Below are 25,014 nucleotides of genomic sequence, written 5' to 3'. Positions count from 1 at the left end.
CTTTTGTACATCAAATAAAAGCAGCATTGGGAACATTACTAGATTTAGGGATAAAGGGATATAGGAATTACGGTACACACCTGAAAGAGAAATATAACGGGCAGCGTGTGTTCAAGGTGATTGTGGACGGTGGTTTTACCTGCCCAAATCGTGATGGTAGTAAAGGATACGGTGGATGCACTTATTGTAATGTCGATTCTTTTACGCCCGAGTTATCAAGAAAGCTCCCTACCATCCGCGAGCAGTTGGAACAGGGCATGGAGCGTGGTAAAGGCTTTTATAAAGCAGATAAGTTCATCGTTTATTTTCAGCCCAACACCAATACTTATGCGCCAACGCATTATTTAAAGATGATGTACGATGAGGCCCTTTCCATTAATCCGCAGGATGTGGTTGGGTTTTCTGTCGGAACACGACCGGATTGCATTGATGCCGAGAAGGTAGCGCTACTGGAGAGTTATGCCGACCGCTACGATGTGGATCTGGAGATGGGCATGGAGTCTATCTATGACGAAACACTCGAAAAGATCAACAGGGGCTGTAGTCATGGTGAATTCGTTGAAGCTGTAAAGCTGCTGGAGAACTCCAAACTCGACCTTTGTGTGCATACCATTTTTGGCTTCCCATGGGAAACTGAGGAGATGATGCTTGGATATATCCATGAAATTAACCGCTTTCCCCAGATCAAGTTTGTAAAATTCCACCACCTTCATATTGTGGAAGGCTCCATCATGGGGGTGAAGTATAAAAAGGAACCTTTTAAATTGTTTTCGCTCGAAGAATATACCGACCTGCTGTGTAAGCTGATCCCTCTGCTGAGGCCAGACATTGTCATTCAGCGCCTTTTCGGCATCTCCGACTGGGACCTGCTGATTGCGCCGAACTGGGGTCTTAACAAATCGGCCATTCAGACTTATATAGATAAGGAAATTGAGCGCCGCGGTGTTGTGCAGGGCTCAGCTTACGTTCCTGTGGCGGGATAGCTTAGGTAGCGTAATCGCCAAAAAGCTGAATAATCTTTTTCTTCCTGTATTCAAAAATGTGCTGTAGTTTTTCTGCTACAAACAGATGGTTTGCCATTCTGCCCAATATGCCCATTGGCATGCCGTAGGTTAAGATGTCGTTCATCTCTACACCGCCCGGAATCTCCCTGAAGTGATGCTGGTGGTGCCAGAACTGATAGGGACCGAAACGCTGCTCGTCAATAAAATACTTTTCGTGTGCAACCTGTGTGATCTCCGTCATCCAGTTTAGCTTGATCCCAAGCATTGGGGATACCTTATAGGTGATGATCATCCCGGGATACATCTTTTCGATGTGTTTCGGGTCTGAAGTCACCTGGAAGGCCATTTCCTTTGGGGTGATCCTGGCCAGGTTCATCGGTGAGGAAAAGAAATCCCATGCCTCAGGCAATGGGATGGGCAGCCGCTGGCTGAAAAATAGATGGTATGATTTCATAGCTCTGATAAAGATACATTCTGAAATCCAAAATTGTTTTTGCAGATGTTTTTTTACCGGAAAAACCATTTTTACATTTTTGTCAGTTTTTACCGCTCATATTTTACACAATTTTATAAAATCACAATTTTTTAAGCACTTTTTTGATGGTTTATTAGAATGATAGCCTTATTTGTTTTGGTTTATACGCTACATTCATGCTTTTTGTTGTGATTTATACAACTTTTGAGTGATTTTGTTTGTGTTAATTTCATAAAAATCGATTTATTTACTAGTTTTATAAAAATTAACCAACAGTATTTAATAATAAACAAGTAAAATCTAATAATTATGGCTAAAATTTTATTTAAACAGGTGGGTCCATTTGCAATTTTATCAGTAATTGCACTTTTGGCTCTTTTTGTACCGCTGCTTCCTAACTTTGATGAAGGAAAATATAGTGGTCCAGACGTTGCATTTATACTAGTTGCTACGGCTCTCGTGTTTCTGATGACTCCAGGTCTTGCCTTTTTCTATGGCGGTATGGTTCATCGTAAAAACGTTTTATCTACCATGATTAAGAGTGTGGTTGCTGCAGGGATCATCAGTGTGCTATGGGTAACTGTCAGCTTTAGTCTGGCTTTCGGTGAGTCCATCAACGGGCTGATCGGAAATCCCACTACTTTCCTGTTTTTCCAGGGAGTGAACTCCGGACCATCATGGAGCCTGGCGCCAACCATTCCGTTGACGTTATTCGCCCTTTTCCAGCTGATGTTCGCGATCATCACGCCAGGACTGGTAGTAGGTGCCGTTGCTGAACGTATCCGTTTCACCTCTTACATCCTCTTCATCGTATTGTTCGCCCTGTTTGTATACTCTCCATTGGCACACTGGACATGGCATCCCGATGGTATCCTCTTCAAAATGGGCGTGCTTGACTTTGCCGGTGGTACTGTTGTGCATATTTCTGCTGGTATGGCGGCCCTTGCTGGTGCGCTGGTGTTGAAAAGAAGAAGAAGTCACCAGGAACACCAGGAAGTACCTCCTGCGAACATCCCTTACGTGCTGATCGGTACCGGCTTATTATGGTTCGGCTGGTTCGGTTTCAACGCGGGTTCTGCGCTTGGTGCCAACAGTCTTGCAGTATCTGCTTTTGCTACTACTAATATTGCTGCGGGTGCCGCTGGTTTGTCATGGATGTTCTTTGATGTTGCCAGAGGTAAAAAACCTTCGGTACTTGGTTTCTGTATCGGTGCGGTTGTAGGTCTTGTGGCCATCACTCCTGGCGCCGGATTCGTGAGCATTCCTTCCAGTATCTTCATCGGTGTGATTGCTGCGGTAATCTCTAACCTTGCTGTAGTATGGAAATCTAAAACCAGTCTTGATGATACACTGGACGTATTCCCTTGCCATGGTGTGGGTGGTATCGTTGGTATGTTGCTTACTGGTGTTTTTGCTACCAAAACAGTAAACAGCGCTGGTGTTGACGGTCTGTTCTACGGAAACCCTGAATTCTTCTTCACCCAGTTAAAAGGGGTAGTGATTGTGGTCATCTTCAGCTTTGTGATGTCATTCGTAATCTTCAAACTGATCAACCTGATCCAGCCAATCCGTGTAACCTCTGAAGAGGAAGAAGCAGGTCTTGATGCTTCTCAGCACAACGAAAAATACTTCCAGGGAACCCTTATTGTTGCTTCAACGGGTGCCGAAGTAGACAACGAGCATTAACGCCTAATTCAAAATAACCATCTGAATTCTCAACCTCAAACCAAAACAAACTATGAAATTAAAATTAGTATTTACCGCAGTATCATTGTCATTTGCATCATTGTCATATGCTCAGGAGGCAACTCCTTTAGAGATCTCCGGATCTGTCGATACCTATTATAAGTATGATTTTAATAAAGTGCCTAACAACATCAAAACCAGCTTCGCCAACGACCATAACTCGGTTTCCCTTGGGATGATCGACCTGGCCCTGAAGAAAACTACCGGCAAAGCTTCGTTTGTGGGGGAGCTGTCCTTTGGACCACGTGGACAGTACCGCTCGCTCGTTTCTGGTGATGACAACACAGGCTCTGACTTCAACATCCAGAATTTATATGCTTCTTACGCTTTTACAGATAAGTTTAGCATGACGGCCGGATTTATGGGAACGTTTGTAGGTTATGAGGTGATTCCTCCAACAGGAAACTTTAACTATTCTACGTCGTACCTGTTCTCTGCGGGACCTTTCCAGAATGCAGGGATCAAAGGAACTTATGCCTTCACTGATAAGATCAGTCTGATGGTGGGTTTGTTTAACGACTGGAATGTGTATCAGGACATGAATGGGGTTTCTCATATTGGCGCGCAGCTGGCGGTATCTCCTGTAGAAGGGTGGTCTGCTTACCTGAATGTTCTCTCCGGGAAATCTGATGGAGCGGTAGGAACTGGTACGATCCTGGATCTGACGACTTCTTATCAGGCTACAGAAAGCATTAAGATCGGTCTGAATGCAGCGGACTACTCGGTAGATAATGACGGTGGTGGTTACTCTGGTGCCGCCCTTTACCTTCAGAATGCTTTTACTCCTGCCATCTCCTTGGGCATCAGGGGTGAATATTTCAATGCTAAGGGTACTGACGGTGCTGCTGATGCTGACGTAACCGCAATTACACTGTCGGGAAACCTGAAGTCAGGTGGCCTTACCTTCATCCCGGAGGTCAGGTTTGACAATGGTGATGCGGGTGGCTTCCTGAAGAAAAACCTGATTGACGCCTCGAAAAATGCATCGCAATTCTCGTTGGCACTGGTTTACGCTTTTTAAGTCTCAATTTCATTTCTATATTTGGAGGGCATCCCATTACGGATGCCCTCTTTTTTAATCCGTTTTTTATGAAAAGTCTTGCGCTGTTAGGTCTGTTATTGAGTTTTGGTACTGCGGTACTTGCACAGGGCATCAAGCTCTCCCGTGATGAACGTGGTAAGCTGATGTATTATGAGGTGGTAGATAAAAAGGATACCGCAGCATCGGTGCTCGCTGCGAGGGCCAAGGCTTATTTTGATGTTGCTAAAGACCTGAAGGTTGTTGCTGCGACGGGTGATAGTCTGCGTACCGTGCAGGGGAAATTTGTGATCCGCAAGACGGCATTTATGCTGGCGCGCCCCTCGGGAGAGGTGACCTACAATATGTATCTCGGGCTGCGGGAAGGTAAATACCGTTTTTGGCTGACAGATTTTGTTTTTATTCCTTATCAGCGCGACAGGTATGGGAACTTTGTGCCTTCCACAACCATTGGCACACCCCTGGAAACTGAACCGGGAAAGCTGAATGCTGCGGAGTGGGAATCCTATGTCAGCGCCACAGAAAAGTCTGCTGCCGAATTTGCCCGGCAGTTTAAACAGCAGATGTCGGCCGTCAGCCCGGCTGCTCCTCAGAAAAAAGAGGCTCCGGTCATCTCTACGCAGGATAAAAAATGGTAACTAGTGTACCATCTTATCTGCACAGGTAGAACTGGCAAAGGCTTCCGGTTTAGCTTTGAAGATAAAGCCCATGCTCAGGATGTAGCCCATCGCCTCATTCAATGCCTTGTTCGACTTAAACATCGGATTGGTATTGATGTCGGCATGTACCTCCAGGTCTACGTCATAAAGGTCCAGGAGATCGCAGACGGAATAAGCCGTCTCAATGGATTTCTGCACCTCAACCAGCATTCTTTCTTTAATGCTCATCTTCTGCAGGCTCTTTTCCTGATGGATGTACATGAATCCTCCGTGGTGCTCCCTCAGGAGCACAATGACAGTAGCGAAATCTGTAAATGAACCCTTCACCTGAGAATCTGTCCCGATACAGACCTTGAGATGGAACCCCTTTTCGGTTTCCCTGATGATGGCTTGCTCTACTTCTTCTAAAATGGACGAGTGGATCACTTCGCCGCTAAATTTTTTCCAGGTCATACGTTAATTGTGTTTTGATGAACAACCCGTATACAGGTTTCCTAAAAATACCTTTAATAAATTAAAATCGCATTAATTATCTCTTGTTTTATTGTTAACAATTGTCTAATTTTCAACATATTAAAGCCGCTTCCCCTCTCGCTGTTTTTATTTGTCCAAACCCTTTGGGAGTGGTATTGTTATACTACTGAACAAAGGAACAACGTTCCTTAACTAACGAACATCGTTAACCTAACCATATCGGATATGAATAATGAACTAATCAACGAGTTTTGTATGTTGCAACAAAGCAGGGCTACCAACCACTATCATGAGGTCTTAGATGAGCAGGTATATACCCCCATTAAAAATGCAAACCATAAGATGTATACCTGGATCTCCCGTCGCGGACAGATGCTGATGAGCCTCGACGCCCGGTTAAATAGCTCCATGAGACACCTGCGCAAGAAGTATTTGAAGTTTTAGCGTTCAATTCCATTATCTTTGTGCCATGATGGTAGAAAAGATACTGGAGAAATTAGCGATCACCAAACTGAACGACATGCAACGCGCGTCTCTTGATGCTGCAGAGAAGGGCGGTGATGTGGTCTTGCTGGCACCAACAGGTTCCGGCAAGACACTTGGATTTTTACTGCCGGTTCTCAAAAACCTGGATGCTGCCAGAAAAGGGGTGCAGGCGCTGGTGCTGGTCCCTTCCCGGGAGCTGGCACTGCAAATTGAACAGGTATTCCGTCAGATGGGTACAGGGTTTAAGGTGAACTGCTGTTATGGTGGGCACCCTGTAAGAACGGAACGCAATAACTTTGAACAGCCTCCTGCCGTACTTATCGGTACGCCAGGGAGAATTGCCTACCACCTGCGTCACGAAAACTTTGACGAGTCTACCATTACCACTCTCGTGCTGGATGAATTTGATAAGGCACTGGAGTTTGGCTTCCAGGAGGATATGTCTTACATCATCCGCCGCCTGCTTAGTCTGAAACAACGCATGCTGACCTCGGCCACGGCCATGGAACTGATCCCTGACTTTACTGGTGTAAGCAACCCCATTCAAATTGATTTTCTGAAAGATCAGAAGGCAGCTCCTGACCTAAAGCTCAAGAAAGTGACCACAACGGCTGCTGATAAGCTGGATACGCTGTTTCAGCTCATCTGCAAGATAGGGGAGCGGGCTACGCTGATCTTTTGCAACCACAGGGAGACGGTAGATCGCATTAGCGACCTCCTGATCGATCAACGGCTTGGTCACGACATCTTTCATGGTGGCATGGAACAGGATGAACGGGAGCGCGCGCTGTTGAAGTTTCGCAACGGCAGCATCCGCATCCTCATTACGACCGACCTGGCTTCCAGGGGACTGGACATTCCGGAGGTGGAATGTATCATCCACTACCAGTTGCCATATACTGAAGATGCTTTCCTTCATAGAAATGGGCGCACCGCCCGCATGAATGCAAAAGGGACCGCCTACCTGATTATTGCAGACGATGAGCAATATCCCTTCCTGAAGGGCGATATTGAAACAGAGCCGCTGAAAGGGCAGTTTAAGCTGCCAAAAGACAGTCCATGGCAAACGCTGTACATCGCTGCCGGAAAGAAAGATAAAGTGAATAAGATTGATATCGTTGGCCTGCTCCTCAAAAAAGGAGGTTTGCAGAAAGAGGATGTTGGACTGATAGAGGTGAAAGACCAGGCTTCCTATGTGGCGGTAAAACGCAATCTCGTAGCTCATCTGCTCAATAGCCTCTATAATGAGAAAATAAAGAATAAAAAGGTGAAAATCGAAATTGCCATGTAATCCTTTGGGATGACATGCATGAGCACAACAATGACCAATCACAATTATGAGTAATAACGATATCTTTAAAAAATTGCGTGTGGCGCTTGCGCTGACCAATGACGACATCATCAAGATCATGGAACTGGTGAACTTCAAGATCACCAAAAGCGAGCTTGGCTCGTTCTTCAGAAGTGATGACCACCCTAACTTTAAACCATGCGGCGACCAGATCCTGCGTAATTTCCTGAATGGGCTTGTCATTTACAAACGCGGGTCCAGACCACCGAAGGAAAGCTAATTGTGATCAAAGTTAAGTGTGACCGCAATCACCTGCTCAACCTGTAAAAAGAAGTATCATTGCAGTACGGAATATAATCATATTCCGTTTTTTATTTTTTTTATAACTGAAAAATCGTCTTTCCTGATACCCCTGAGCAAGATGGATTGTGAAAATGATTTATATAGTGTAAAAATATTGCTAAAACTATTTATCATCACTAGTAATAACGATAGTAATTAATTAATTTGCTCAGATTTACTAATACAACCAAATACAATGAATGCAAAATCTTCAAAACTGCCCTTTATCGGAGTAGATATTGGTGGCTCACATATTACTGCCGCCCATGTCGACTGCAACACCTATAAAGTTATTGACAGTACCATGAAACGCGAGCGGGTAGCATCTATGGATTCCGTAGATGTGATTATGAAATCCTGGATAGATGTTCTTTCTTCACTCATCATCAAAACTGATGATGAGAATGTAAAGATTGGAATTGCAATGCCTGGCCCATTTGATTACGAAAATGGAGTCTCGCTGATGAAGGGCCAGCAGAAGTACGATTCATTGTATGGTATTAATGTAAGAGACATTCTCTCTGCTGAACTGGGCATCGCAAACGAAGACATCATTTTCATCAATGATGCAGAAGCTTTCCTTCGCGGGGAGCTGGCTTCAGGTGCAGCTGCAGATGCAGAACGCGCCATCGGCATCACATTGGGAACAGGATTAGGTTCCACCAGTAATGGTTCTGGTGTTACTGTCGATATGGATTGGGCCTTCCGTCCTTTTAAAGACAGTGCTGCTGAAGAGTACATCTCCACCAGGTGGTTCTCTAAAAGATATAAAGAGCTGACAGGTAAGGAGGTTAAAAACGTAGAAGAGCTGATTGCGACTGCGGATGTAGCCATCAAAAAAGAGATCTTCGCGGAGTTCTCCGAGAACCTCAGCATTTTTCTCAACGACCTGATTGCACAGGAAAAGCCCCAGGTAGTGGTCATCGGTGGTAACATTGCAAGGTCATGGGAGCACTTTATTGATGCTTTAACAGAAAAGATTGCAGATAAATCAGTGGTCATCAGACAATCTGAGATGTGGGAAGATGCAGCACTTGTCGGTGCAGCCTGCTCATGGGTTGGAAAGTAACTGAAACACCAAAATATAATCCATAAAAAAGCCCCGTTCAATTGAACGGGGCTTTTTTAGTAAGGCCTGGTGTTACACGTTGCCTTCTTCTTTCTTCTTCTTTTTACCAGGACTTTTATTCTCTACCGTAATTTCATCGGTTTCTTTATTGTAGTCAATCTCCAGGGTGTCGCCATCATGGATTTCTCCTTTAAGGATCTCCTCTGCAATAGGATCTTCGAGGTACTTCTGAATGGCACGTTTCAGTGGTCTCGCACCGAAGTTGCTGTCGAACCCCTTGTCTGCAATGAAGTCTTTTGCCTTCTCGGTCAGCTTGATCTCATAACCAAGGTTATGTACACGTCCGAACAATGATTTCAGTTCAATATCAATGATTTTAAAGATCTCGTCTTTACCAAGGGTGTTGAAGACCACCACATCATCCACACGGTTCAGGAACTCAGGAGCAAAAGCACGTTTCAAAGCGTTTTCAATCACACCTCTGGAGTGCGCGTCGACCTGATTGGTTTTTGCTGTGGTAGAGAAACCTACGCCCTGACCGAAGTCTTTCAGTTGGCGTGCACCGATGTTTGAAGTCATGATGATGATGGTGTTTCTGAAATCCACTTTACGACCTAAGCTATCTGTCAGCTGGCCTTCGTCCAACACCTGTAAAAGGATGTTGAAGACATCAGGGTGTGCTTTTTCAATCTCATCCAGCAGGATGACCGCGTAAGGCTTACGTCTTACTTTCTCTGTCAGCTGACCACCTTCTTCATAACCCACATATCCCGGAGGCGCACCCACTAAACGTGATACTGCAAATTTCTCCATATACTCACTCATGTCAATCTGGATCAGTGAATCATCACTGTCGAACATAAAACGTGCAAGCTCTTTTGCCAGCTCCGTTTTACCAACACCGGTAGGGCCAAGGAAAATGAATGAACCAATTGGCTTTTTCGGATCTTTCAATCCCGCCCTGGTACGCTGAATGGCTTTTGTCAACTTTTTAATGGCATCATCCTGACCAATGATTTTCGTAGCTACCGTATCGTACATGTTCAATAGTTTTGCACTATCGGTCTGTCCAACACGTTGCAATGGAATACCGGTCATCATGGAAACCACCTCTGCAACATTATCTTCCGTTACGGTATAACGTTTTGTTTTGGTTTCCGCTTCCCAGGCAGATTTCGCACGATCAAGCTCCTCTAAAAGATTCTTTTCAGTATCCCTCAGTTTGGCGGCCTCTTCGTACTTCTGACTTTTCACCACCTTGTTTTTCTCCAGTTTGATCTCTTCAATCTTACTTTCAATCTCAATGATGTTCTCAGGGACATGAATATTGGTCAGGTGAACCCTTGATCCAGCCTCATCCAATGCATCAATGGCTTTATCCGGAAGGAACCTGTCGGTAATGTATCTTGACGTCAAAGCCACACATGCATTGATGGCTTCATCCGTATACGTTACCCCATGGTGATCTTCGTATTTTTCTTTGATGCGGTTGAGGATCTCCACCGTCTCATCCGGTGTTGCCGGCTCAATCATTACTTTCTGGAAACGACGGTCTAAAGCACCATCTTTTTCAATATACTGACGGTACTCGTCAAGCGTAGTTGCACCGATGCATTGAATTTCTCCCCTGGCCAAAGCCGGTTTGAACATGTTCGATGCATCCAGTGAGCCTGAGGCACCACCAGCACCTACGATGGTATGGATCTCATCAATGAAAAGGATCACATCCGTAGATTTCTCCAGTTCATTCATTACCGCTTTCATTCTTTCTTCAAACTGACCGCGGTATTTTGTGCCCGCAACCAATGAAGCCAGGTCCAGCGTCACCACACGTTTGTTGAACAGCACCCTGGATACTTTACGCTGTACAATGCGTAGCGCAAGGCCCTCAGCAATGGCAGACTTACCCACACCGGGTTCACCGATTAAAATCGGGTTGTTCTTTTTACGTCTGGACAAAATCTGTGATACACGCTCAATCTCTTTCTCACGCCCAACAATCGGATCTAAACGACCCTCCTCAGCGGCCTTGGTCAGGTCCCTTCCAAAATTGTCCAGCACCGGAGTTTTGGACTTGATGTCAGAAACCTTTTTAGGACTGCTGAAGCTTTCTTCTTCACGATAGTCATCATCACCGGTCGAAGCACTGTTCTGGGTTTCATCTCTGAACCCGTTTTTGTTCACTTCAACTTCCTGTTTGAAAATCTCGTAATTGATGCTGTATTGCAGTAAGATCTGAGAAGCGATGTTGTCATCGTCACGCAGGATCGACAAAAGCAGGTGCTCCGTGCCAATCAAATCACTTTTGAAGATTTTAGCTTCCAGATAAGTGATCTTCAGTACCTTCTCAGCCTGTTTGGTTAAAGGGATGTTTCCCAAATTCACCGTCACGCTGGAAGTTCCCCTAACGGAATCCTCTATCGAACGACGAAGCTTTGATGTATCAACCCCCAATGATTTTAATATCTTGATGGCCATACCGTCGCCTTCGCGGATTAGGCCTAACAAAAGATGTTCTGCGCCTATGTAATCGTGACCTAGTCTCAGGGCTTCTTCCCTGCTAAAAGATATCACGTCTTTTACTTGTGGAGAAAATTTAGCTTCCATATATACCTTTCTAATTCGGGAATGCTCTAAACTATAAAATTTGTTTTATAATAAGTACCCGCAATTCTTTTATTTTATCAACAATTACGCCATTGAGTTTTAAGTACCTGTTGTAACTGACTATATTTCAGAAATCTTACCAATGTCTGACTAAATTGGTAGTAATTGTAAATTTAGTAGCAAAAATGTCAGATTAGATGACTACTTTCAGCTATTTTGGCGTGGTTGATCCGTTGTTTATATTTTAAGTAACGTATTTGTAAAGCCTTTAGTTTTGGCTTTTTGTAACGTCCTTATGGCGATGTAGCAGGCTACCTGTCCGGATTTGACTTTTGTATTTCTTTACTTCCGATGCTTGTTTATCTTTGCAGGATTCAGCACCAGTGCTGGAGCGGTTCAATAGTTCATTTACAGGCGTTAAAACGCATAAATTACCAGATATATATGTCAGACGAAAAGATCATTTTTTCAATGGCGGGGGTAAATAAGATTTATCCACCCCAGAAGCAAGTTTTAAAAAACATTTACCTTTCATTCTTTTATGGTGCCAAGATTGGTGTGATCGGTCTGAACGGTTCTGGTAAATCCTCCGTTTTAAAGATCATTGCAGGGATCGACAAAGCTTTTCAGGGAGAAGTGGTCTTCTCGCCGGGTTACACCGTGGGATATCTGGCACAGGAACCTGAACTTGACGAAAATAAAACGGTCAGAGAAGTTGTAGAGGAAGGCGTTGCCGAAATCACAGCCATTCTGAAAGAATACGAATCCATCAACGAGCAGTTTGGCCTTCCTGAAGTTTATGAGGATGCCGATGCCATGGAGAAACTGATGAACAGGCAGGGGGAACTGCAGGATAAGATTGATGCCGTGAACGCCTGGGAGCTGGACAACAAGCTGGAACGTGCCATGGACGCCCTGCGCTGCCCTGATCCGGATACCAAAATAGGTGTGCTGTCCGGTGGGGAACGTCGCCGCGTAGCGATGTGCCGCCTGCTGCTGCAGGAGCCGGATGTACTCTTGCTGGATGAGCCTACCAATCACCTGGATGCGGAAAGTATCGACTGGCTGGAGCAATTCCTCAAAGAATATAAAGGTACGGTCATTGCCGTTACCCACGACAGGTATTTCCTGGATAATGTGGCTGGGTGGATCCTTGAGCTCGACAGAGGGGAAGGGATTCCATGGAAAGGCAATTATTCTTCATGGCTGGATCAGAAAGCTAAACGTCTGGCACAGGAGGAGAAAACCGAAAGCAAACGTCAGAAAACATTGGAGCGTGAGCTGGAATGGGTGCGCATGGCACCGAAAGCCAGACATGCCAAATCCAAAGCACGTCTGTCAAACTATGATAAACTGGCCTCGGAGGATTCTAAAGAAAGAGAAGACAAACTGGAGCTGTTCATCCCACCTGGGCCGCGCCTGGGGAATGTGGTGATCGAAGCCAATAACATTACCAAATCTTACGGCGACAAAGTCTTGTTTGAAAACCTGAGTTTCTCGCTGCCTCCTGCAGGTATCGTTGGAATCATCGGGCCAAATGGTGCGGGTAAAACCACGCTCTTCCGCTTGATTACGGAGCAGGAAACGCCTGATACGGGAACATTCAGGGTGGGAGAGACGGTAGCATTGGGCTATGTGGATCAGATGCACAACGATCTTGATCCGGATAAAACCGTTTACGAAAACATTACCGACGGACTGGACAACATTCAGTTGGGCAACAAGGCCGTAAATGGACGTGCTTACGTGTCCAAGTTTAACTTTAACGGTGGTGATCAGCAGAAAAAGGTCGGTATCCTTTCTGGTGGAGAGCGCAACCGCGTGCACCTGGCCATCACTCTTAAAAAGGGATCCAACGTATTGCTGCTCGATGAGCCGACGAATGATATCGACGTAAATACACTGCGGGCACTTGAGGAAGCGCTGGAAAACTTCGGCGGATGTGCCGTGGTCATCAGTCACGACCGCTGGTTCCTGGATCGCATCTGTACACACATACTTGCCTTTGAAGGCAACTCGCAGGTGTACTTCTTTGAAGGTAACTACAGCGACTATGAAGAAAACAGGAAGAAACGCCTGGGTGATGTAACACCTCACCGCATTAAGTATAAAAAGCTGGTTTAGTAGCGAAACGCTGAGCCGGTACACATCGTCATCCTGAACATTCAGGATGACGATTTTTTTTGCTACCCGAATTTGCTCCTTACTTTTTCGAGCAGCAGTTTCGTTTTCATAATCCCTTCTTTTGGAGATAATGCTGATCCTTCATATTCAATCCCCACAATCCCCGACCATTTCGCGTCTTTAATGATTTTGAACATCCTGTCATAATCAATATCCGGCTCGTTTCCTGCTGCATCAAAATTGAAGGTCTTGGCGCTTACTCCTTTTGCATACGGCATCAGGTCGGTCACCCCCTGGTATTTATCATACTCCTTATCTTTTGAGATCCTGAAATTGCCAAAGTCTGGCAACGTGCCACAATAGCTGTTATTGACGCCCTTGATCACGGCGGAAAGCCACTTTCCATCTGAGGAATGACCACCATGGTTCTCCACGATGACGTTGATCCTGTTTTTCTGCCCGTATTCACTAAGCCTGCCCAATCCGTCGATGGCCGCCGCTTTGACGGCATCTGCGGGGCCCTCACCAGCAGCATTGACACGGATGGTTTTGCACCCAAGGAATTTGGCAGCATCCACCCATTTGTAGTGGTTTTCTATTGCTTTCGTTCTGGCTTGCTCGTCCAGATCACCCAGCTGGCCTTCGCCGTCCACCATGATGAGGTGGTTTTGTACCCCCTCACTATCGGTAATCAGCTTGAGCTCTTTCAGGTAACTGCTGTCCGATTCCTTTTTCTGAAAAAAGGGACTGACATACTCGACGATGTCAATGCCGAATTCCTTCTTGCTGATGACCGGAAACTGAAGGTTGGTCATTTCATTTGCAAAAAGTGCCTTATGGAAAGACCATTCTGCAAGGGAGATCTTAAAAAAGTCTTTTTTATCCATGGCCAGAAGGTCGTAAGGAAGCAGGGAGGCGAGCCCGGAGGCTACGGTCAGCAGGCCAAGGTCTCTGAGAAAATATCTTCTGTTGGTGGTTTTCATACGGGAAGTCAGTTTAATGAGGATAAATGGTCAGGTTAATGAGGATACAAGATATTAAATTTTATCATGAATAAATGTAAGCTCATTGCGCCTTTCGCGACATCAAACCCTTTCGTAACAAATAAGTGTCAAACAGACATTATTTTTAGAATAATGCTGCGGTTTGTTTGAATTGTGGATAAATGCCTATATTTTAGTTAGTCAGTAGGTTAGGCCAAATATTAAACTGTAAACACACCACAATGAACTTAAAAAATGCATTGACAATCTCTATTTCGATGATGAGCTTTGTCGCCCTCGCGCAGCTACCCGGTGCTCCGGGAGCGGCACACAACAGCTATACACAACAAATTAACGGCACGAAGCTGAGCTTCGAGATGAAAGCAATTCCTGCGGGACAATTTGTCATGGGCAGCAAAAAAGGCGCTAAAGATGAACAGCCAGCACACCAGGTAAAACTCGATGCCTTCTGGATGGGCGCAGTAGAGGTGACCTGGGATATTTATGAGCCCTTTCTCTATAAAGATTACGAAAGCACCCACAGCACATCTGCGGTCCCTGCCGATGTAGACGCCGTAACGCGTCCAACAAAACCCTATTTGGATATGACCTTTGGAATGGGAAAGGCGAACCATCCTGCATTGGCCATGACACAATATAATGCCATTCAATACTGCAAATGGTTGTATGCCAGGACCGGTGTTTTCTATCGCCTCCCAACGGAAGCGGAATGGGAGTATGCCTGCCGCGCGGGAGCAACCACCAGTTATTCCTTTGGAGACGCCGCATCAGAGTTGAAAGATTATGCCTGGTATAAGGAAAATAGCGGTGGTAAAACCCATGAGGTAGGTCAGAAGAAACCAAACAAATGGGGTCTTTTTGACATGCATGGCAATGTTGCTGAATGGACTTACGACCAGTATCTTCCTGATTTTTATGCCAGCGCTAAGGAAAGTCCGGTATTAAACCCTGTTGCCGCACCCGATAAACTATATGCCAATGTGGTTCGTGGTGGTGCTTACGAGGATCTGGCCGCCGACCTGCGTTCTGCAAAGCGGGCTGCTTCCGATCCGGTGTGGAAACAGCTGGACCCTCAGATTCCTAAAAGTAACTGGTGGTTTCCGGAAGCCCCATTTGTAGGTATGCGATTGCTGCGCCCGCTGGTGCCACCATCCAAAGCAGAAATTGAAGCCTACTATAATAAACCGGTAATTGCTGATTACTAACGCAATCACATTTCAGCGCCATGCAGGAAAACTGAATCCATACACACATACACACAACCTGATATAAAAATCTGAATCAATATGAACAACAACGACTTGCGCGATAAGCGCCGTGAATTTTTAAAAGCCTCTGCACTGGTAGCCGGTGGGATGGTCTTAAACCAGTTTGCTTTTGCCGGAGGACATTCCTCTGTAGATGATACCATAAAAATTGCCTTGATTGGCTGCGGCGACCGCGGTACGGGGGCTGCCTTTCAGGCCCTAAGTACCACAGCGAATGTGAAGCTGGTGGCCATGGGCGACGCCTTCCAGGATCGTCTTGAAAATAGCTATAAAGTGCTCTCTGATAAGTTTAAAGATAAAGTTGATGTGCCGCAGGACCGTCGCTTTGTAGGTTTCGATGCCTACAAACAGGCGATTGCCCTTGCCGATGTGGTATTATTGGTGACGCCTCCGGGTTTCAGGCCCATACATTTTGAGGAAGCAGTAAAACAGGGTAAACACGTTTTCATGGAAAAACCTGTTGCCGTGGATGCCCCGGGAATCAGAAGGGTGCTGGCGGCAGCTGAGATTGCCAAACAGAAAAAACTTAATGTCGTCGTCGGACTGCAGCGCCGCTATCAGGCCAATTACAGGGAGACCATCAAGCGGATCCAGGATGGCGCAATCGGCGACGTGGTGGGCGGCCAGGTCTACTGGAACAGCGGGGGTGTCTGGGTCAAAAAAAGGGAACCCAACCAGACGGAAATGGAATACCAAATGAGAAACTGGTATTACTTCAACTGGCTCTGCGGCGACCATATCGTGGAACAGCATGTGCATAACATCGACATCGCCAACTGGGTGAAAGGGGCTTATCCCGTTTCCGTACAGGGAACAGGAAGCCGTGCCTGGAGAACAGGAAAGGATTATGGCGAGATTTATGACAACCATGCGGTAGAGCTTACCTATGCGGATGGTGCCGTCATCTACAGTCAGTGCCGGCATTTTGAAGGGATCTCTAACCGGGTAGATGAAACCTTCCAGGGAACGAAAGGTCGTACCTACCTCTCTGCAGGCAACCAGGGGGTGCTCTGGGACCATAAAGGCAAAGAGCTGTTCAGCCATTCTACAAAAGGAAATGCCAACCCTTACCAAACGGAGCATGATGAACTGTTCGCGGCCATCTCGAAAGGGGAGTATAAATTCAGTGATGCTGAACGCGGTGCAAAAAGCTGCTTCACAGCGATCATCGGAAGGTATGCCACCTATTCCGGGCAGGTGATCAATTGGGATGAAGCGTTGAAGGCCGACAATAGCCTGCTGCCTGATCAGTTCAGCTGGACCGCCAATCCTAAACTGATGCCGGATGAAAATGGCCTTTACCCGATTCCGACACCAGGAAAAACAAAAGTGCTCTAATCACCAGCAAAGAAGATATTGGGCTTAATCTATAAAATACTCCTGGCGCTGCTGCCCTTGTTCCTTTTCTCCTTTTTTAGGGAGGAACCGCCGAGGTTGTACCTGGTCCATGGTTACGCCCAGGGCACAGATTACCACATCAGCTATTATGCGAAGGACAGCTTGGTGACCCGGGGGCAGGTCGACAGCCTCTTGCAGGTGATCGATTCCTCCATGTCGCTCTACAAACCGTACAGCCAGATCGCCCGCTTTAACGCCGGGGTATCTGGATTGTCCATTGATCCTCATTTTGCCAGGGTGATGAAGCGGTCTTTTGAGATTTATAAAGACACACAGGGAAAGTTTGACGTAACCGTAGGACCATTGGTCCAAGCCTGGGGATTCGGCCCTAAGCCGGTAACCACCTTTCCCGATTCGACTGCGTTAAAGGAAATGATGAAGTATGTAGGGATGGATAAACTGCAGCTCAAAGGAAATCTGCTGACAAAAACACATCCTGAAGTTCGGATCGACCTCAATGGCATCGCCCAGGGATACAGCGTTGATGTGGTCGCCAATTACCTGTCGCATAAAAAGATCAAAGCCTTTGTGGTGGAGATTGGAGGTGAGCTCCGCATCCGGGGGCCAAAACCTGATGGTTCGCCCATGCGCATCGGCATCGAAGGTCCTTCGGAAACTGTGGATGCGGAGCCGGTCATCAGGCATACTATCCGACTCAATGCAGGTGCCATAACGACCTCTGGAAATTACCGCAAATACCTGCAGAAGGGTGGCAAAAGGATCAGTCACCTCATCAACCCCAAAACCGGTTACCCTCTGGACAACCAGCTGATCAGCGTGACGGTCTATGCGGAGGATGCGATCACTGCGGATGGATACGACAATGCGATCATGGCAATGGAGCTGGAGGAGGCACTTGCTTTTGTGTCTGCGAAAAAGAAAATGGAAGCCTACATCATCTATCGCCGCCGGGATGGCAGTGTTGCCGATACGCTGACAACAGGTTTCAGAAAGATGCTGCTGCAATAAAACAGGAGGACTCTTTATCAATGATATGGGATGCCTCTACTAAATGAAAATTATGAATAGAAAAGATTTTATAAGAAATACAGCGCTCAGCACAGGAGGAATCCTGCTGGGCGCTGATAGTTTTGCCACTGGAACAGCGACTGTTAAGGCCACTGCTGCCGGCAAAACTTTCAAACTCGACTATGCGCCTCATCAGGGAATGTTTGAACAGCATGCGGGAAAGGATTTCCTGGACCAGATCCGGTACATGCATGAGCAGGGCTTCCGCTCTATTGAAGACAATGGCTTTTTAGGCCGCCCCGTAGAGGAACAGCAGAAAATTGGTGCCCTGCTGGAAAAGCTGGGCATGAGGATGGGCGTGTTTGTTGTGGATGGCGGCGATAACTGGAAGACCTCACTCACTACAGGTAAAAAGGAATTTAAAGATCACTTTGTAGATACTTGCCGTAAATCTGTCGAAGCTGCAAAACGCTGTAATGCCAAATGGCTCACCGTGGTGCCCGGCTTTTACGAGCGTCGTCTTCCTTACGGCAACCAGATGGCCAATGTGGTGGATGCCATGCGTGCCGGTGCAGAAGTTTTTGAACCACACGGGCTCATTATGGTACTGGAGACACTCAGTGATACCCCTGACCTGTTCCTGCAGCAAACACATGAAACTTACAATGTGTGTAAGGCTGTCGACAGTCCGTCCTGTAAAATCCTGTACGACATCTACCATATGCAGAAGACGGAAGGAAACCTGATCGTCAACATCGACCGCTGCTGGGAGGAGATCGCCTACATCCAGATCGGCGACAATCCGGGAAGGAATGAACCTACCACGGGAGAGATCAATTATAAAAATCTTTTCAAGCACATTTATGATAAGGGTTATAAAGGTGTGATGGGCATGGAACATGGCAACTCGCGGAAAGGGAAAGAAGGGGAGCTGCGCCTGATCCAAGCTTACAGGGAGGTTGACGACTTTAGTATTGCTAAATCCTAAAACATACTAAACTGGGTTCCGGGCACTTTAAAAAGACTGGAATCCAGTTGGATCCGCTGCTCATTGAGTCTGTTCAAACGGCAGTGCAGCTTAAAACTGTCCCTGATCAGTTGGGCAATGTTGCCATCACCCCTCATGCGTTCCCCAAACCTGCTGTCATTTACATTTCCATGGTGACAGGACTGGATGGCGTGCCATACCTTTTCAAATCTGTCCGGGAAATTCTTACGTAGCCAGTCTTCAAAGATTCCGGCAATGGCACCATTGAGCCGGACTACGGTATAACCTGCAGATATCGCCCCAGCGTTGCTTACTGCCTTTAACACCGTCGGAATTTCATGGTCACTCAGTCCGGGGACAAGCGGTGCGACCATTACTCCGGTAGGAATGCCTGCGCTGCTCAATGCCTCCACAACCTTCAGCCGCTGTTTTGCTGTGGCCGTCCGGGGTTCCATCTTTAACCTCAGCTGCTCATTCAGGCTGTTGATGGAGATGTAAACCATGCAGAGGTTGAGCTTTGCCATCTCCGACAACAGGTCGAGGTCGCGTAGTATCAATGCATTTTTTGTGATCATCCCGATGGGCTGCCGGTATTCCAGCGCAATTTCCAGCAGCTCCCTGGTAATGCGGAACTGCCGCTCTGCAGGCTGGTAACAATCGGTATTCCCTGATAAGGAAATGGTGGAGGCATCCCATCCCTTGCGCTCCAGAAATTTCCGGAAGAGCTGCGGCGCATCCTTCTTGACGATAATCTTCCGCTCGAAGTCCAGCCCCGCACTGAAACCCCAGTACTCATGCGCATTCCTTGCGTAACAATACGTGCAGCCATGCTCGCAACCCTGGTAGGGATTGAGGGAATAGGCCATGCCCACATCGGGGCTTGTGACTTTGTTGACTATGGATTTCGACTGCCCGAAAATAAAAGAAGTCTTTTGCTCCGGATCTTCCCAATCGTCAATGCCCTCCTCATGTTCCTTCACATATTCATTTTTGAAAAAGCGGTTGTTCGGGTTCAGTTGCGCCCCTCGGCCTTTGAAATACTTTTCTCCTGCTTGTTCTTCTTTAATCATCATCTAAAATTACTAAAAATATTAGTATTATTATAATGAAGAATGACTATTCTAACAATATTTTAGGACGTGCCTGGTTTTATCTTTTTCGGGGGATGTAATCGATGGGAACCATGTCGCCGATTTTTTCATAAGCCCAGAAGCCCTCGTAGAGAACCGACCTGTTGTCGTGCATCCCACCGTTGGCATAAAAGCTAAATGATCCGGACAATTGACGCACAATAGAAATCTGATAATTGGGAATGAAGAGTGGCCTCATGACGTAATGCCCGGTGGACGAATATCCATTGGATTCCTGTTCTCTGGTGTACATGACATACAGCTCATCTTTAAAGTTGACGGTTCTGCGGTTGGGATAGAAATGTTTGACCAGCGTATCCGGGTTGACTGCATTGGTATCCAGCACCAGGTATTCTTTGGGCAGTTCGTAGAGCTGCTTCAGGATGGTCAGTGAATCTACCTCTACAGGTCCTGCCCTCATCATACTTCCAGGAGCCTTTCGAAGCAAACGAGTCCTCATGGCGGCAAGCAGGCTGTCTGACGGCCGGTTTGGGTTTTTAACATGGACACGTTTGTAGATGACAAAACCATCTTCAGCTGAGCTGTTCCGGTATAACGACTGGAAGAAGTGCTGTGGAGATCCATGATAGGCGTTCTCCCGGCGCTCCAGCCATTCCTTTTTCTTTTTGGCGGACCCCTTCAGGTCTTCAAATACCGGGAGGCCCGAGAAAGAGATGATCCTGGTGTTGTAGTTGTACTCGAATAAAGTGAGCATATATTTCAGCTGGTAACCCAGGGCTTTATTTTCTACCACCAGGAATTCGTTGGTGGTCACACTGAGCACCTTGGTTTCTTTATCGTATTTTATGAAGAGCACATTGGGGTTGAGTATTTTACATTGTGCAGAATTTGGCGTTTTGCCAATGAAGAAATCCTTGAAGATCTGCAGGTTCTTGTCCCTGTCGGGGTCTGACCTGATCACCACCTCGTTGAGCTGTATGGTGTTCTCAGCAAGGACAATGGTGATGTCTACAGATTTGTCGCCAATGATCACACTTTTGCTGTAGGGAAGGAAGCCGATCATCTGAACGACGACTTCATAAGATCCTGGTTTCAGCTTGCTGAGGTTAAACTGGCCGTCGTTGTTGGCAACAGTAGCAATGGTATACCCACTCAGGTAAATCCCCGCCCCAGGTAGTGTCTCTCCCTTTTTGTCTTTTACCGTGCCCGTGATGGAGTACAGGTTCTGCGCATGCGTACCCGTGCTGAAGCAGAGGAGGAGGAGGACACCCGAGAGGAACCTGATCATGAGATCTTCAGCAGGTCTTCCGCATTCTTGAGTGCCGAGGCAGCAGGATTTTTCCCGCTCAGCATTTCTGCGATGGTGGTGACACGCTCAGCATGGCTCAGTCGACGGATGCCCGTAGTGGTACGCTGCGACTGCTCATTTTTATACACGAAGTAGTGGGCTTCGCCTTTTGCGGCAATCTGGGGAAGGTGGGTGATGCAGATGACCTGCATGTTCTGCTCCAGGTTGCCAATCACTTCACCTACGCGCAGCGCCGTTTCGCCCGAAATACCGGTATCTATTTCATCAAATATCAGTGTGGGGAGGTCGGTATGTTTGGCCATGATGGATTTTATGGCCAGCATCAATCTGGACAACTCGCCTCCTGAAGCCACTTTTCCTACCGGGGCGGGTGCCTGGCCGTTATTTGCGGAAAACAGGAGGGTGATGAGGTCTTTCCCATCTTTGTTCAGCTCCCCTAAGGCCAGCTGTTCTATCTTGATCCTGGCATTTGGCATACCTACCTGGTGGAGCACTTCTGCAACCTGTTTTTCCGTCGCAGCGATAGATTTTTTCCGGTTTGCAGAAAGCTTCTCTGCCTGTTGCTCCAGGCTGCCCTTCAGCTGGGCGATTTCCTTGCTAAGTCGTTCAATTTCTTCATCGCTGTTCTGCAGGTCGCTCAGGTTGGTGGACAGCTGTTCCTGGATGGCCAGCAGCTCTTCAATATTGTTGACCTTGTGTTTCGTCTGCAGGCTGTAGATGACGTCCAGCCTGCCGTTGATCTCTTCAATCCTCGCCGGACTGAAGATGACGCTTTCCTCCAGGTGCTGTGCTTCATCAGCAATGTCCTTCAGCTCAATCATGGAGGAACGCAGGCGTTCATTCAGGGATTCATAGGCGGGGTTATACCTCTCAATATGCTGGATCTGGACGATGGCTTCCTTGAGCATGGGCAAAACGGACATCTCCTGCTCACTCAGCAGTTGGTAACTGCCCAGTAAAGCGCGTTTGATGCTTTCGGCATTGCTGAGTGTCTGGAGCTCTGCTTCCAGCTGCTGCTGTTCTTCAGCTTTTAGCGCCGCCTGTTCCAGTTCATTGAACAGAAACTGCTCATAGTCCTGACGGCTGCGCGCTTCATCGGCAGCCTGCTGCAGGGCGGCAAGTGTTTGCTGGTCTTTTTTATATTTTTTATAGGATGACCTGTAACTGTGCAATGCCGCCTGATGATTAGCAAGCGTGTCTACTACAGCAAGCTGAAAGGCGGGATCATTCACCGCCAGCGTGGCGTGTTGTGAATGGATGTCAATCAGCCGTTCGCCGATCTGTTTCATCAGACTCAATGTAACCGGGGTATCATTGATGAAAGCTCTGGATTTGCCATCAGTGGAAATTTCGCGCCTCAGCGTGCTCTCTTCGTAAAAGTCGATGTCTTGCTCCTCAAACAAGACCTTCAGGTCCGTATTTTTGAGCTGGAACTGACCTTCGATGATACATTTTTTATCCTGGTTGAAGAAGTATTTCGTCTCTGCACGCTGCCCGAGGATCAGTGACAGTGCACCCAGCATGATGCTTTTACCGGCACCGGTTTCTCCAGTGATGATGTTCAGGCCTTTGTCCAGTTCCAGTTCAACACTGTCTATTAATGCGTAGTTACGGATAGTCAGTTTTTGTAGCATATTCTGATGCTAAAATATGAAATCTTCCGCAATGGCTGCTTATTCTTTGTCACAAAAAAAGGCGGAAGTTGTTTTTCTTCCGCCTTTTTACTTTCGTTTGTGTGTGGTTTATAACTGCATCTTTTTTTCTTCTACTGCCCTGATTTCATCCAACTGTCGGTGGTCAGTCAGTCTCCTGTCTGCATCAGCGCCAGCTCTTGCCATTTGGGCGTATTGCTCCGCTTGTTTTCGGGCATTTTCCAGTTGCGTTCGGGCTACGTCAACCTGCTTTTTCGCGGCCTGATGGCGCTCCTTAGTCTGGTTGTTTTCGTTCAGCTGCTTTGTGGCTTCATTCATGTTCTTCCGCAACTCTTCCTGATGGGATTTCCATTCCGGGGAGTTGAAGTACTTTTTCATTTCTGCAGCACTTTTTTTGATTTCTTCCTGATGCTCGTTCCATTCAGGTGAATTGAACTGAATGCGGAGCTCCGAAGCACTTTTTCTGATCTCCTCTTGCTGGGCTTTCCATTCCGGGGAGTTGAAATACTTTTTCATCTCTGCCGTGCTTCTCCTGATCTCCTCCTGCTGGGATTTCCATTCGGGTGAATTAAAGTATTTCTGAACGCCATCAGTACTGATCTTAATGTCTGTCATCGCTTTTTTCCATTCCGGTGATTTCAGGAAGGATACGCTCGCAGTGACGATGCTGTCGATTGCGATATCATTGTTGATGTTGATGTTGAAATGGTCGCTAACAACCTGATTTCTCATGCGCTCCGGCATCTCCTCGATGGAGTGATATTTCTTTTTCTTCCCATTTTCATCGATTGCGATAATGGTGTACTTCAGCTTTTTCTTCGTGGTGTCCTGAAACAGCTGCGTTGTGTTTTTTATGGTGCAGAAGGGCTGCGGTGGCAATGGCGGTTGTACCGGTGACTGAGCTTGAGGTGGCATAGGCGCTATAGGAGCCATAGGTATCATCGGCGCTGGTGGCACTGGTGGCGCAGGAATTTCCTGGGCACTGGAGGTTGTTTTCGTATCTGCCTGTTGTGCTGCGGATGGTTTTACCCAAGCCAGCGAGACTACCGTGGCCACGGTCAGCGCAATTGCCATGAGCTGTTGTTTGGCATTCATGTAGTTCGTTTTCATATCAGTAATCCTTTTAATACGTTGATATAAGTGTTGATTTTTTCCTGTTGCAGCCATGGATAGGGCAGGTGAGGATTTGTCTTTTAATATTTCCAGTTTAAGGAGGGCATGTGCATAGGTAACGGGTGTTCCGGTAAACTTCAGGACCAGGTCATCGCAGGCATGTTCACGCTCGATATTGATTGCCCTGCCACTCAACCACACAAAAGGGTTGAAGAAAAGAAGTGTTTCAATTCCGGTTTTGATCAGGTTGAGGAGGTAGTCGTTCCTGCGGATATGGGAGAGTTCATGGATCAATATGGCCTCCACCTGCTCAATGTCCAGCTGTGTGGCCAATGCCATGGGAAAAAGGACTACGGGCTTGAAATAGCCGATTACCAAGGGTACATTGATTTGTTCTGAAAGATAAAAACCTATTGTTCTACGTAGATTAAACCTTGCTTTCAGTTGCTCAAATGACTGGTTCCATTCTTTGGGGACTGCAACGCGCAGTGCCTTCCGGATGTCCAGCATCCGTTTGTATCCTCCGAAAAGCATAAACAACTGGAAGATAAGTCCTGCACCATAGATGCTGACCAGATAAGGAAAGGCATACTCTGCAGTGCTGCTGATCTGTTGGGTTAGACTGGTGCCGTAAGCTTCGTAATCCGCATCTATCATGACTACTGTGCTAGCAGCCTGATTTCCCGTTTCCGGCATTTTGAATACCGAAAAGAAGGTCACCACAAAAGAAATGAAGATGAGACAGATGGCACCGTAGGCCATGTTGTGTTTTAACTTTGATTGCAGTTTCGGGAAAGCAAGGGTAACGAGCAGTAGTATTCCGTAAATGATGGCTCCCTGCCACAGCGAGTGAAAAATGCTCCAGCCAGTTGCTTTGATGAGGTTGTTTAAGAGGGCTTCCATAGT

At 46.8% G+C, this 25,014-nt stretch carries 21 protein-coding genes; 13 read left to right on the top strand and 8 right to left on the bottom strand.

What is annotated here, in order from left to right:
- Positions 1–26: 26 nt before the first annotated feature.
- Positions 27–983 carry a TIGR01212 family radical SAM protein gene (locus PBAL39_RS14840; RefSeq protein ID WP_008242917.1) on the top strand — a complete coding sequence of 319 codons (957 nt, stop codon included), beginning with the start codon at positions 27–29 and terminating at the stop codon, positions 981–983.
- A 1-nt stretch (position 984) separates the two neighbouring features.
- Here the strand turns inward: PBAL39_RS14840 and PBAL39_RS14835 are convergent, their stop codons facing one another.
- A complete protein-coding gene (locus PBAL39_RS14835; protein ID WP_039866718.1) occupies positions 985–1,458 on the bottom strand; it encodes an SRPBCC family protein in 474 nt (157 codons plus the stop codon).
- Positions 1,459–1,788: 330 nt separating this feature from the next.
- On the opposite strand from PBAL39_RS14835, the gene PBAL39_RS14830 reads away from it, so the two are divergent.
- From PBAL39_RS14830 to PBAL39_RS14820, 3 genes are all read left to right on the top strand, one after another.
- Entirely contained in the window at positions 1,789–3,165 is a 1,377-nt protein-coding gene (locus PBAL39_RS14830) for an ammonium transporter (RefSeq protein ID WP_008242915.1), read from the top strand.
- A gap of 52 nt (positions 3,166–3,217) precedes the next feature.
- Entirely contained in the window at positions 3,218–4,246 is a 1,029-nt protein-coding gene (locus PBAL39_RS14825) for an outer membrane beta-barrel protein (RefSeq protein WP_008242913.1), read from the top strand.
- Positions 4,247–4,314: 68 nt separating this feature from the next.
- Positions 4,315–4,902: a hypothetical protein gene (locus PBAL39_RS14820; RefSeq protein WP_008242910.1), complete on the top strand. Its 588-nt coding sequence runs from the start codon at positions 4,315–4,317 to the stop codon at positions 4,900–4,902.
- Here the strand turns inward: PBAL39_RS14820 and PBAL39_RS14815 are convergent, their stop codons facing one another.
- Positions 4,903–5,376 carry a ribonuclease H-like YkuK family protein gene (locus PBAL39_RS14815; protein ID WP_008242909.1) on the bottom strand — a complete coding sequence of 158 codons (474 nt, stop codon included), beginning with the start codon at positions 5,374–5,376 and terminating at the stop codon, positions 4,903–4,905.
- 246 nt (positions 5,377–5,622) lie between these two features.
- Between PBAL39_RS14815 and PBAL39_RS14810 the strand changes: the two genes are divergently transcribed.
- The 4 genes from PBAL39_RS14810 (at position 5,623) to PBAL39_RS14795 (ending at position 8,585) form a co-directional block, all read left to right on the top strand.
- On the top strand, positions 5,623–5,841 hold the full coding sequence (locus PBAL39_RS14810) for a hypothetical protein (protein WP_157274042.1): 219 nt from the start codon (positions 5,623–5,625) through the stop codon (positions 5,839–5,841).
- 25 nt (positions 5,842–5,866) lie between these two features.
- On the top strand, positions 5,867–7,174 hold the full coding sequence (locus PBAL39_RS14805; RefSeq protein ID WP_008242905.1) for a DEAD/DEAH box helicase: 1,308 nt from the start codon (positions 5,867–5,869) through the stop codon (positions 7,172–7,174).
- 46 nt (positions 7,175–7,220) lie between these two features.
- The gene (locus tag PBAL39_RS14800; RefSeq protein WP_008242901.1) at positions 7,221–7,454 is read left to right on the top strand and encodes a DUF1456 family protein; all 234 of its coding nucleotides are present in this window, start codon (positions 7,221–7,223) and stop codon (positions 7,452–7,454) included.
- 258 nt (positions 7,455–7,712) lie between these two features.
- Positions 7,713–8,585, top strand: coding sequence for an ROK family protein (locus PBAL39_RS14795; protein WP_008242899.1), 873 nt, complete (start codon positions 7,713–7,715; stop codon positions 8,583–8,585).
- A gap of 72 nt (positions 8,586–8,657) precedes the next feature.
- Here PBAL39_RS14795 and PBAL39_RS14790 read toward each other — a convergent pair whose 3' ends face one another.
- Positions 8,658–11,192 (bottom strand): ATP-dependent Clp protease ATP-binding subunit, encoded by a 2,535-nt coding sequence (locus PBAL39_RS14790; protein ID WP_008242898.1) that lies wholly within the window; start codon positions 11,190–11,192, stop codon positions 8,658–8,660.
- A 444-nt stretch (positions 11,193–11,636) separates the two neighbouring features.
- On the opposite strand from PBAL39_RS14790, the gene ettA reads away from it, so the two are divergent.
- A complete protein-coding gene (gene ettA / locus PBAL39_RS14785; protein WP_008242896.1) occupies positions 11,637–13,316 on the top strand; it encodes an energy-dependent translational throttle protein EttA in 1,680 nt (559 codons plus the stop codon).
- 62 nt (positions 13,317–13,378) lie between these two features.
- On the opposite strand, the gene PBAL39_RS14780 is transcribed toward ettA, so the two are convergent.
- Positions 13,379–14,299: a sugar phosphate isomerase/epimerase gene (locus tag PBAL39_RS14780; protein ID WP_008242893.1), complete on the bottom strand. Its 921-nt coding sequence runs from the start codon at positions 14,297–14,299 to the stop codon at positions 13,379–13,381.
- A gap of 242 nt (positions 14,300–14,541) precedes the next feature.
- On the opposite strand from PBAL39_RS14780, the gene PBAL39_RS14775 reads away from it, so the two are divergent.
- From PBAL39_RS14775 to PBAL39_RS14760, 4 genes are all read left to right on the top strand, one after another.
- Positions 14,542–15,525 carry an SUMF1/EgtB/PvdO family nonheme iron enzyme gene (locus PBAL39_RS14775; RefSeq protein ID WP_008242890.1) on the top strand — a complete coding sequence of 328 codons (984 nt, stop codon included), beginning with the start codon at positions 14,542–14,544 and terminating at the stop codon, positions 15,523–15,525.
- A gap of 81 nt (positions 15,526–15,606) precedes the next feature.
- A complete protein-coding gene (locus PBAL39_RS14770; protein WP_008242888.1) occupies positions 15,607–16,926 on the top strand; it encodes a Gfo/Idh/MocA family protein in 1,320 nt (439 codons plus the stop codon).
- An 18-nt stretch (positions 16,927–16,944) separates the two neighbouring features.
- Positions 16,945–17,955 carry an FAD:protein FMN transferase gene (locus tag PBAL39_RS14765; protein ID WP_008242887.1) on the top strand — a complete coding sequence of 337 codons (1,011 nt, stop codon included), beginning with the start codon at positions 16,945–16,947 and terminating at the stop codon, positions 17,953–17,955.
- Positions 17,956–18,007: 52 nt separating this feature from the next.
- On the top strand, positions 18,008–18,943 hold the full coding sequence (locus tag PBAL39_RS14760; protein ID WP_039866752.1) for a hydroxypyruvate isomerase family protein: 936 nt from the start codon (positions 18,008–18,010) through the stop codon (positions 18,941–18,943).
- On the opposite strand, the gene PBAL39_RS14755 is transcribed toward PBAL39_RS14760, so the two are convergent.
- The 4 genes from PBAL39_RS14755 to PBAL39_RS14740 all read right to left on the bottom strand — a co-directional run bounded on the left by PBAL39_RS14755 (position 18,940) and on the right by PBAL39_RS14740 (position 25,011).
- A complete protein-coding gene (locus tag PBAL39_RS14755) occupies positions 18,940–20,016 on the bottom strand; it encodes a PA0069 family radical SAM protein (RefSeq protein WP_008242883.1) in 1,077 nt (358 codons plus the stop codon). The two genes, PBAL39_RS14760 and PBAL39_RS14755, sit on opposite strands and share 4 nt — an antisense overlap.
- Before the next feature lie 76 nt (positions 20,017–20,092).
- Positions 20,093–21,322 (bottom strand): carboxypeptidase-like regulatory domain-containing protein, encoded by a 1,230-nt coding sequence (locus PBAL39_RS14750; protein ID WP_008242882.1) that lies wholly within the window; start codon positions 21,320–21,322, stop codon positions 20,093–20,095.
- A complete protein-coding gene (gene recN, locus PBAL39_RS14745) occupies positions 21,319–22,977 on the bottom strand; it encodes a DNA repair protein RecN (protein WP_008242880.1) in 1,659 nt (552 codons plus the stop codon). Before recN ends, PBAL39_RS14750 begins: the two co-directional genes overlap by 4 nt.
- A gap of 108 nt (positions 22,978–23,085) precedes the next feature.
- On the bottom strand, positions 23,086–25,011 hold the full coding sequence (locus tag PBAL39_RS14740; RefSeq protein WP_008242877.1) for a M56 family metallopeptidase: 1,926 nt from the start codon (positions 25,009–25,011) through the stop codon (positions 23,086–23,088).
- Positions 25,012–25,014 lie beyond the last annotated feature (3 nt).

The sequence above is a fragment of the Pedobacter sp. BAL39 genome (assembly GCF_000170795.1).
GTDB lineage: Bacteria > Bacteroidota > Bacteroidia > Sphingobacteriales > Sphingobacteriaceae > Pedobacter.
The sequence above is the reverse complement of the archived record's forward strand: the minus strand, read 5'-3'. Positions and strand labels throughout refer to the sequence as shown.

What these genes read in the sequence shown, in the direction of transcription:
- ettA (WP_008242896.1), top strand. Translation starts at nt 11,637, where the DNA reads ATGTCAGACGAAAAGATCATTTTTTCAATGGCGGGGGTAAATAAGATT.
- PBAL39_RS14810 (WP_157274042.1), top strand. Translation starts at nt 5,623, where the DNA reads ATGAATAATGAACTAATCAACGAGTTTTGTATGTTGCAACAAAGCAGG.
- PBAL39_RS14775 (WP_008242890.1), top strand. Translation starts at nt 14,542, where the DNA reads ATGAACTTAAAAAATGCATTGACAATCTCTATTTCGATGATGAGCTTT.
- PBAL39_RS14750 (WP_008242882.1), bottom strand. Translation starts at nt 21,322, where the DNA reads ATGATCAGGTTCCTCTCGGGTGTCCTCCTCCTCCTCTGCTTCAGCACG.
- PBAL39_RS14800 (WP_008242901.1), top strand. Translation starts at nt 7,221, where the DNA reads ATGAGTAATAACGATATCTTTAAAAAATTGCGTGTGGCGCTTGCGCTG.
- PBAL39_RS14835 (WP_039866718.1), bottom strand. Translation starts at nt 1,458, where the DNA reads ATGAAATCATACCATCTATTTTTCAGCCAGCGGCTGCCCATCCCATTG.
- PBAL39_RS14790 (WP_008242898.1), bottom strand. Translation starts at nt 11,192, where the DNA reads ATGGAAGCTAAATTTTCTCCACAAGTAAAAGACGTGATATCTTTTAGC.
- PBAL39_RS14820 (WP_008242910.1), top strand. Translation starts at nt 4,315, where the DNA reads ATGAAAAGTCTTGCGCTGTTAGGTCTGTTATTGAGTTTTGGTACTGCG.
- PBAL39_RS14760 (WP_039866752.1), top strand. Translation starts at nt 18,008, where the DNA reads ATGAATAGAAAAGATTTTATAAGAAATACAGCGCTCAGCACAGGAGGA.
- PBAL39_RS14795 (WP_008242899.1), top strand. Translation starts at nt 7,713, where the DNA reads ATGAATGCAAAATCTTCAAAACTGCCCTTTATCGGAGTAGATATTGGT.
- PBAL39_RS14830 (WP_008242915.1), top strand. Translation starts at nt 1,789, where the DNA reads ATGGCTAAAATTTTATTTAAACAGGTGGGTCCATTTGCAATTTTATCA.
- recN (WP_008242880.1), bottom strand. Translation starts at nt 22,977, where the DNA reads ATGCTACAAAAACTGACTATCCGTAACTACGCATTAATAGACAGTGTT.
- PBAL39_RS14755 (WP_008242883.1), bottom strand. Translation starts at nt 20,016, where the DNA reads ATGATGATTAAAGAAGAACAAGCAGGAGAAAAGTATTTCAAAGGCCGA.
- PBAL39_RS14825 (WP_008242913.1), top strand. Translation starts at nt 3,218, where the DNA reads ATGAAATTAAAATTAGTATTTACCGCAGTATCATTGTCATTTGCATCA.
- PBAL39_RS14740 (WP_008242877.1), bottom strand. Translation starts at nt 25,011, where the DNA reads ATGGAAGCCCTCTTAAACAACCTCATCAAAGCAACTGGCTGGAGCATT.
- PBAL39_RS14770 (WP_008242888.1), top strand. Translation starts at nt 15,607, where the DNA reads ATGAACAACAACGACTTGCGCGATAAGCGCCGTGAATTTTTAAAAGCC.
- PBAL39_RS14780 (WP_008242893.1), bottom strand. Translation starts at nt 14,299, where the DNA reads ATGAAAACCACCAACAGAAGATATTTTCTCAGAGACCTTGGCCTGCTG.
- PBAL39_RS14815 (WP_008242909.1), bottom strand. Translation starts at nt 5,376, where the DNA reads ATGACCTGGAAAAAATTTAGCGGCGAAGTGATCCACTCGTCCATTTTA.
- PBAL39_RS14805 (WP_008242905.1), top strand. Translation starts at nt 5,867, where the DNA reads ATGATGGTAGAAAAGATACTGGAGAAATTAGCGATCACCAAACTGAAC.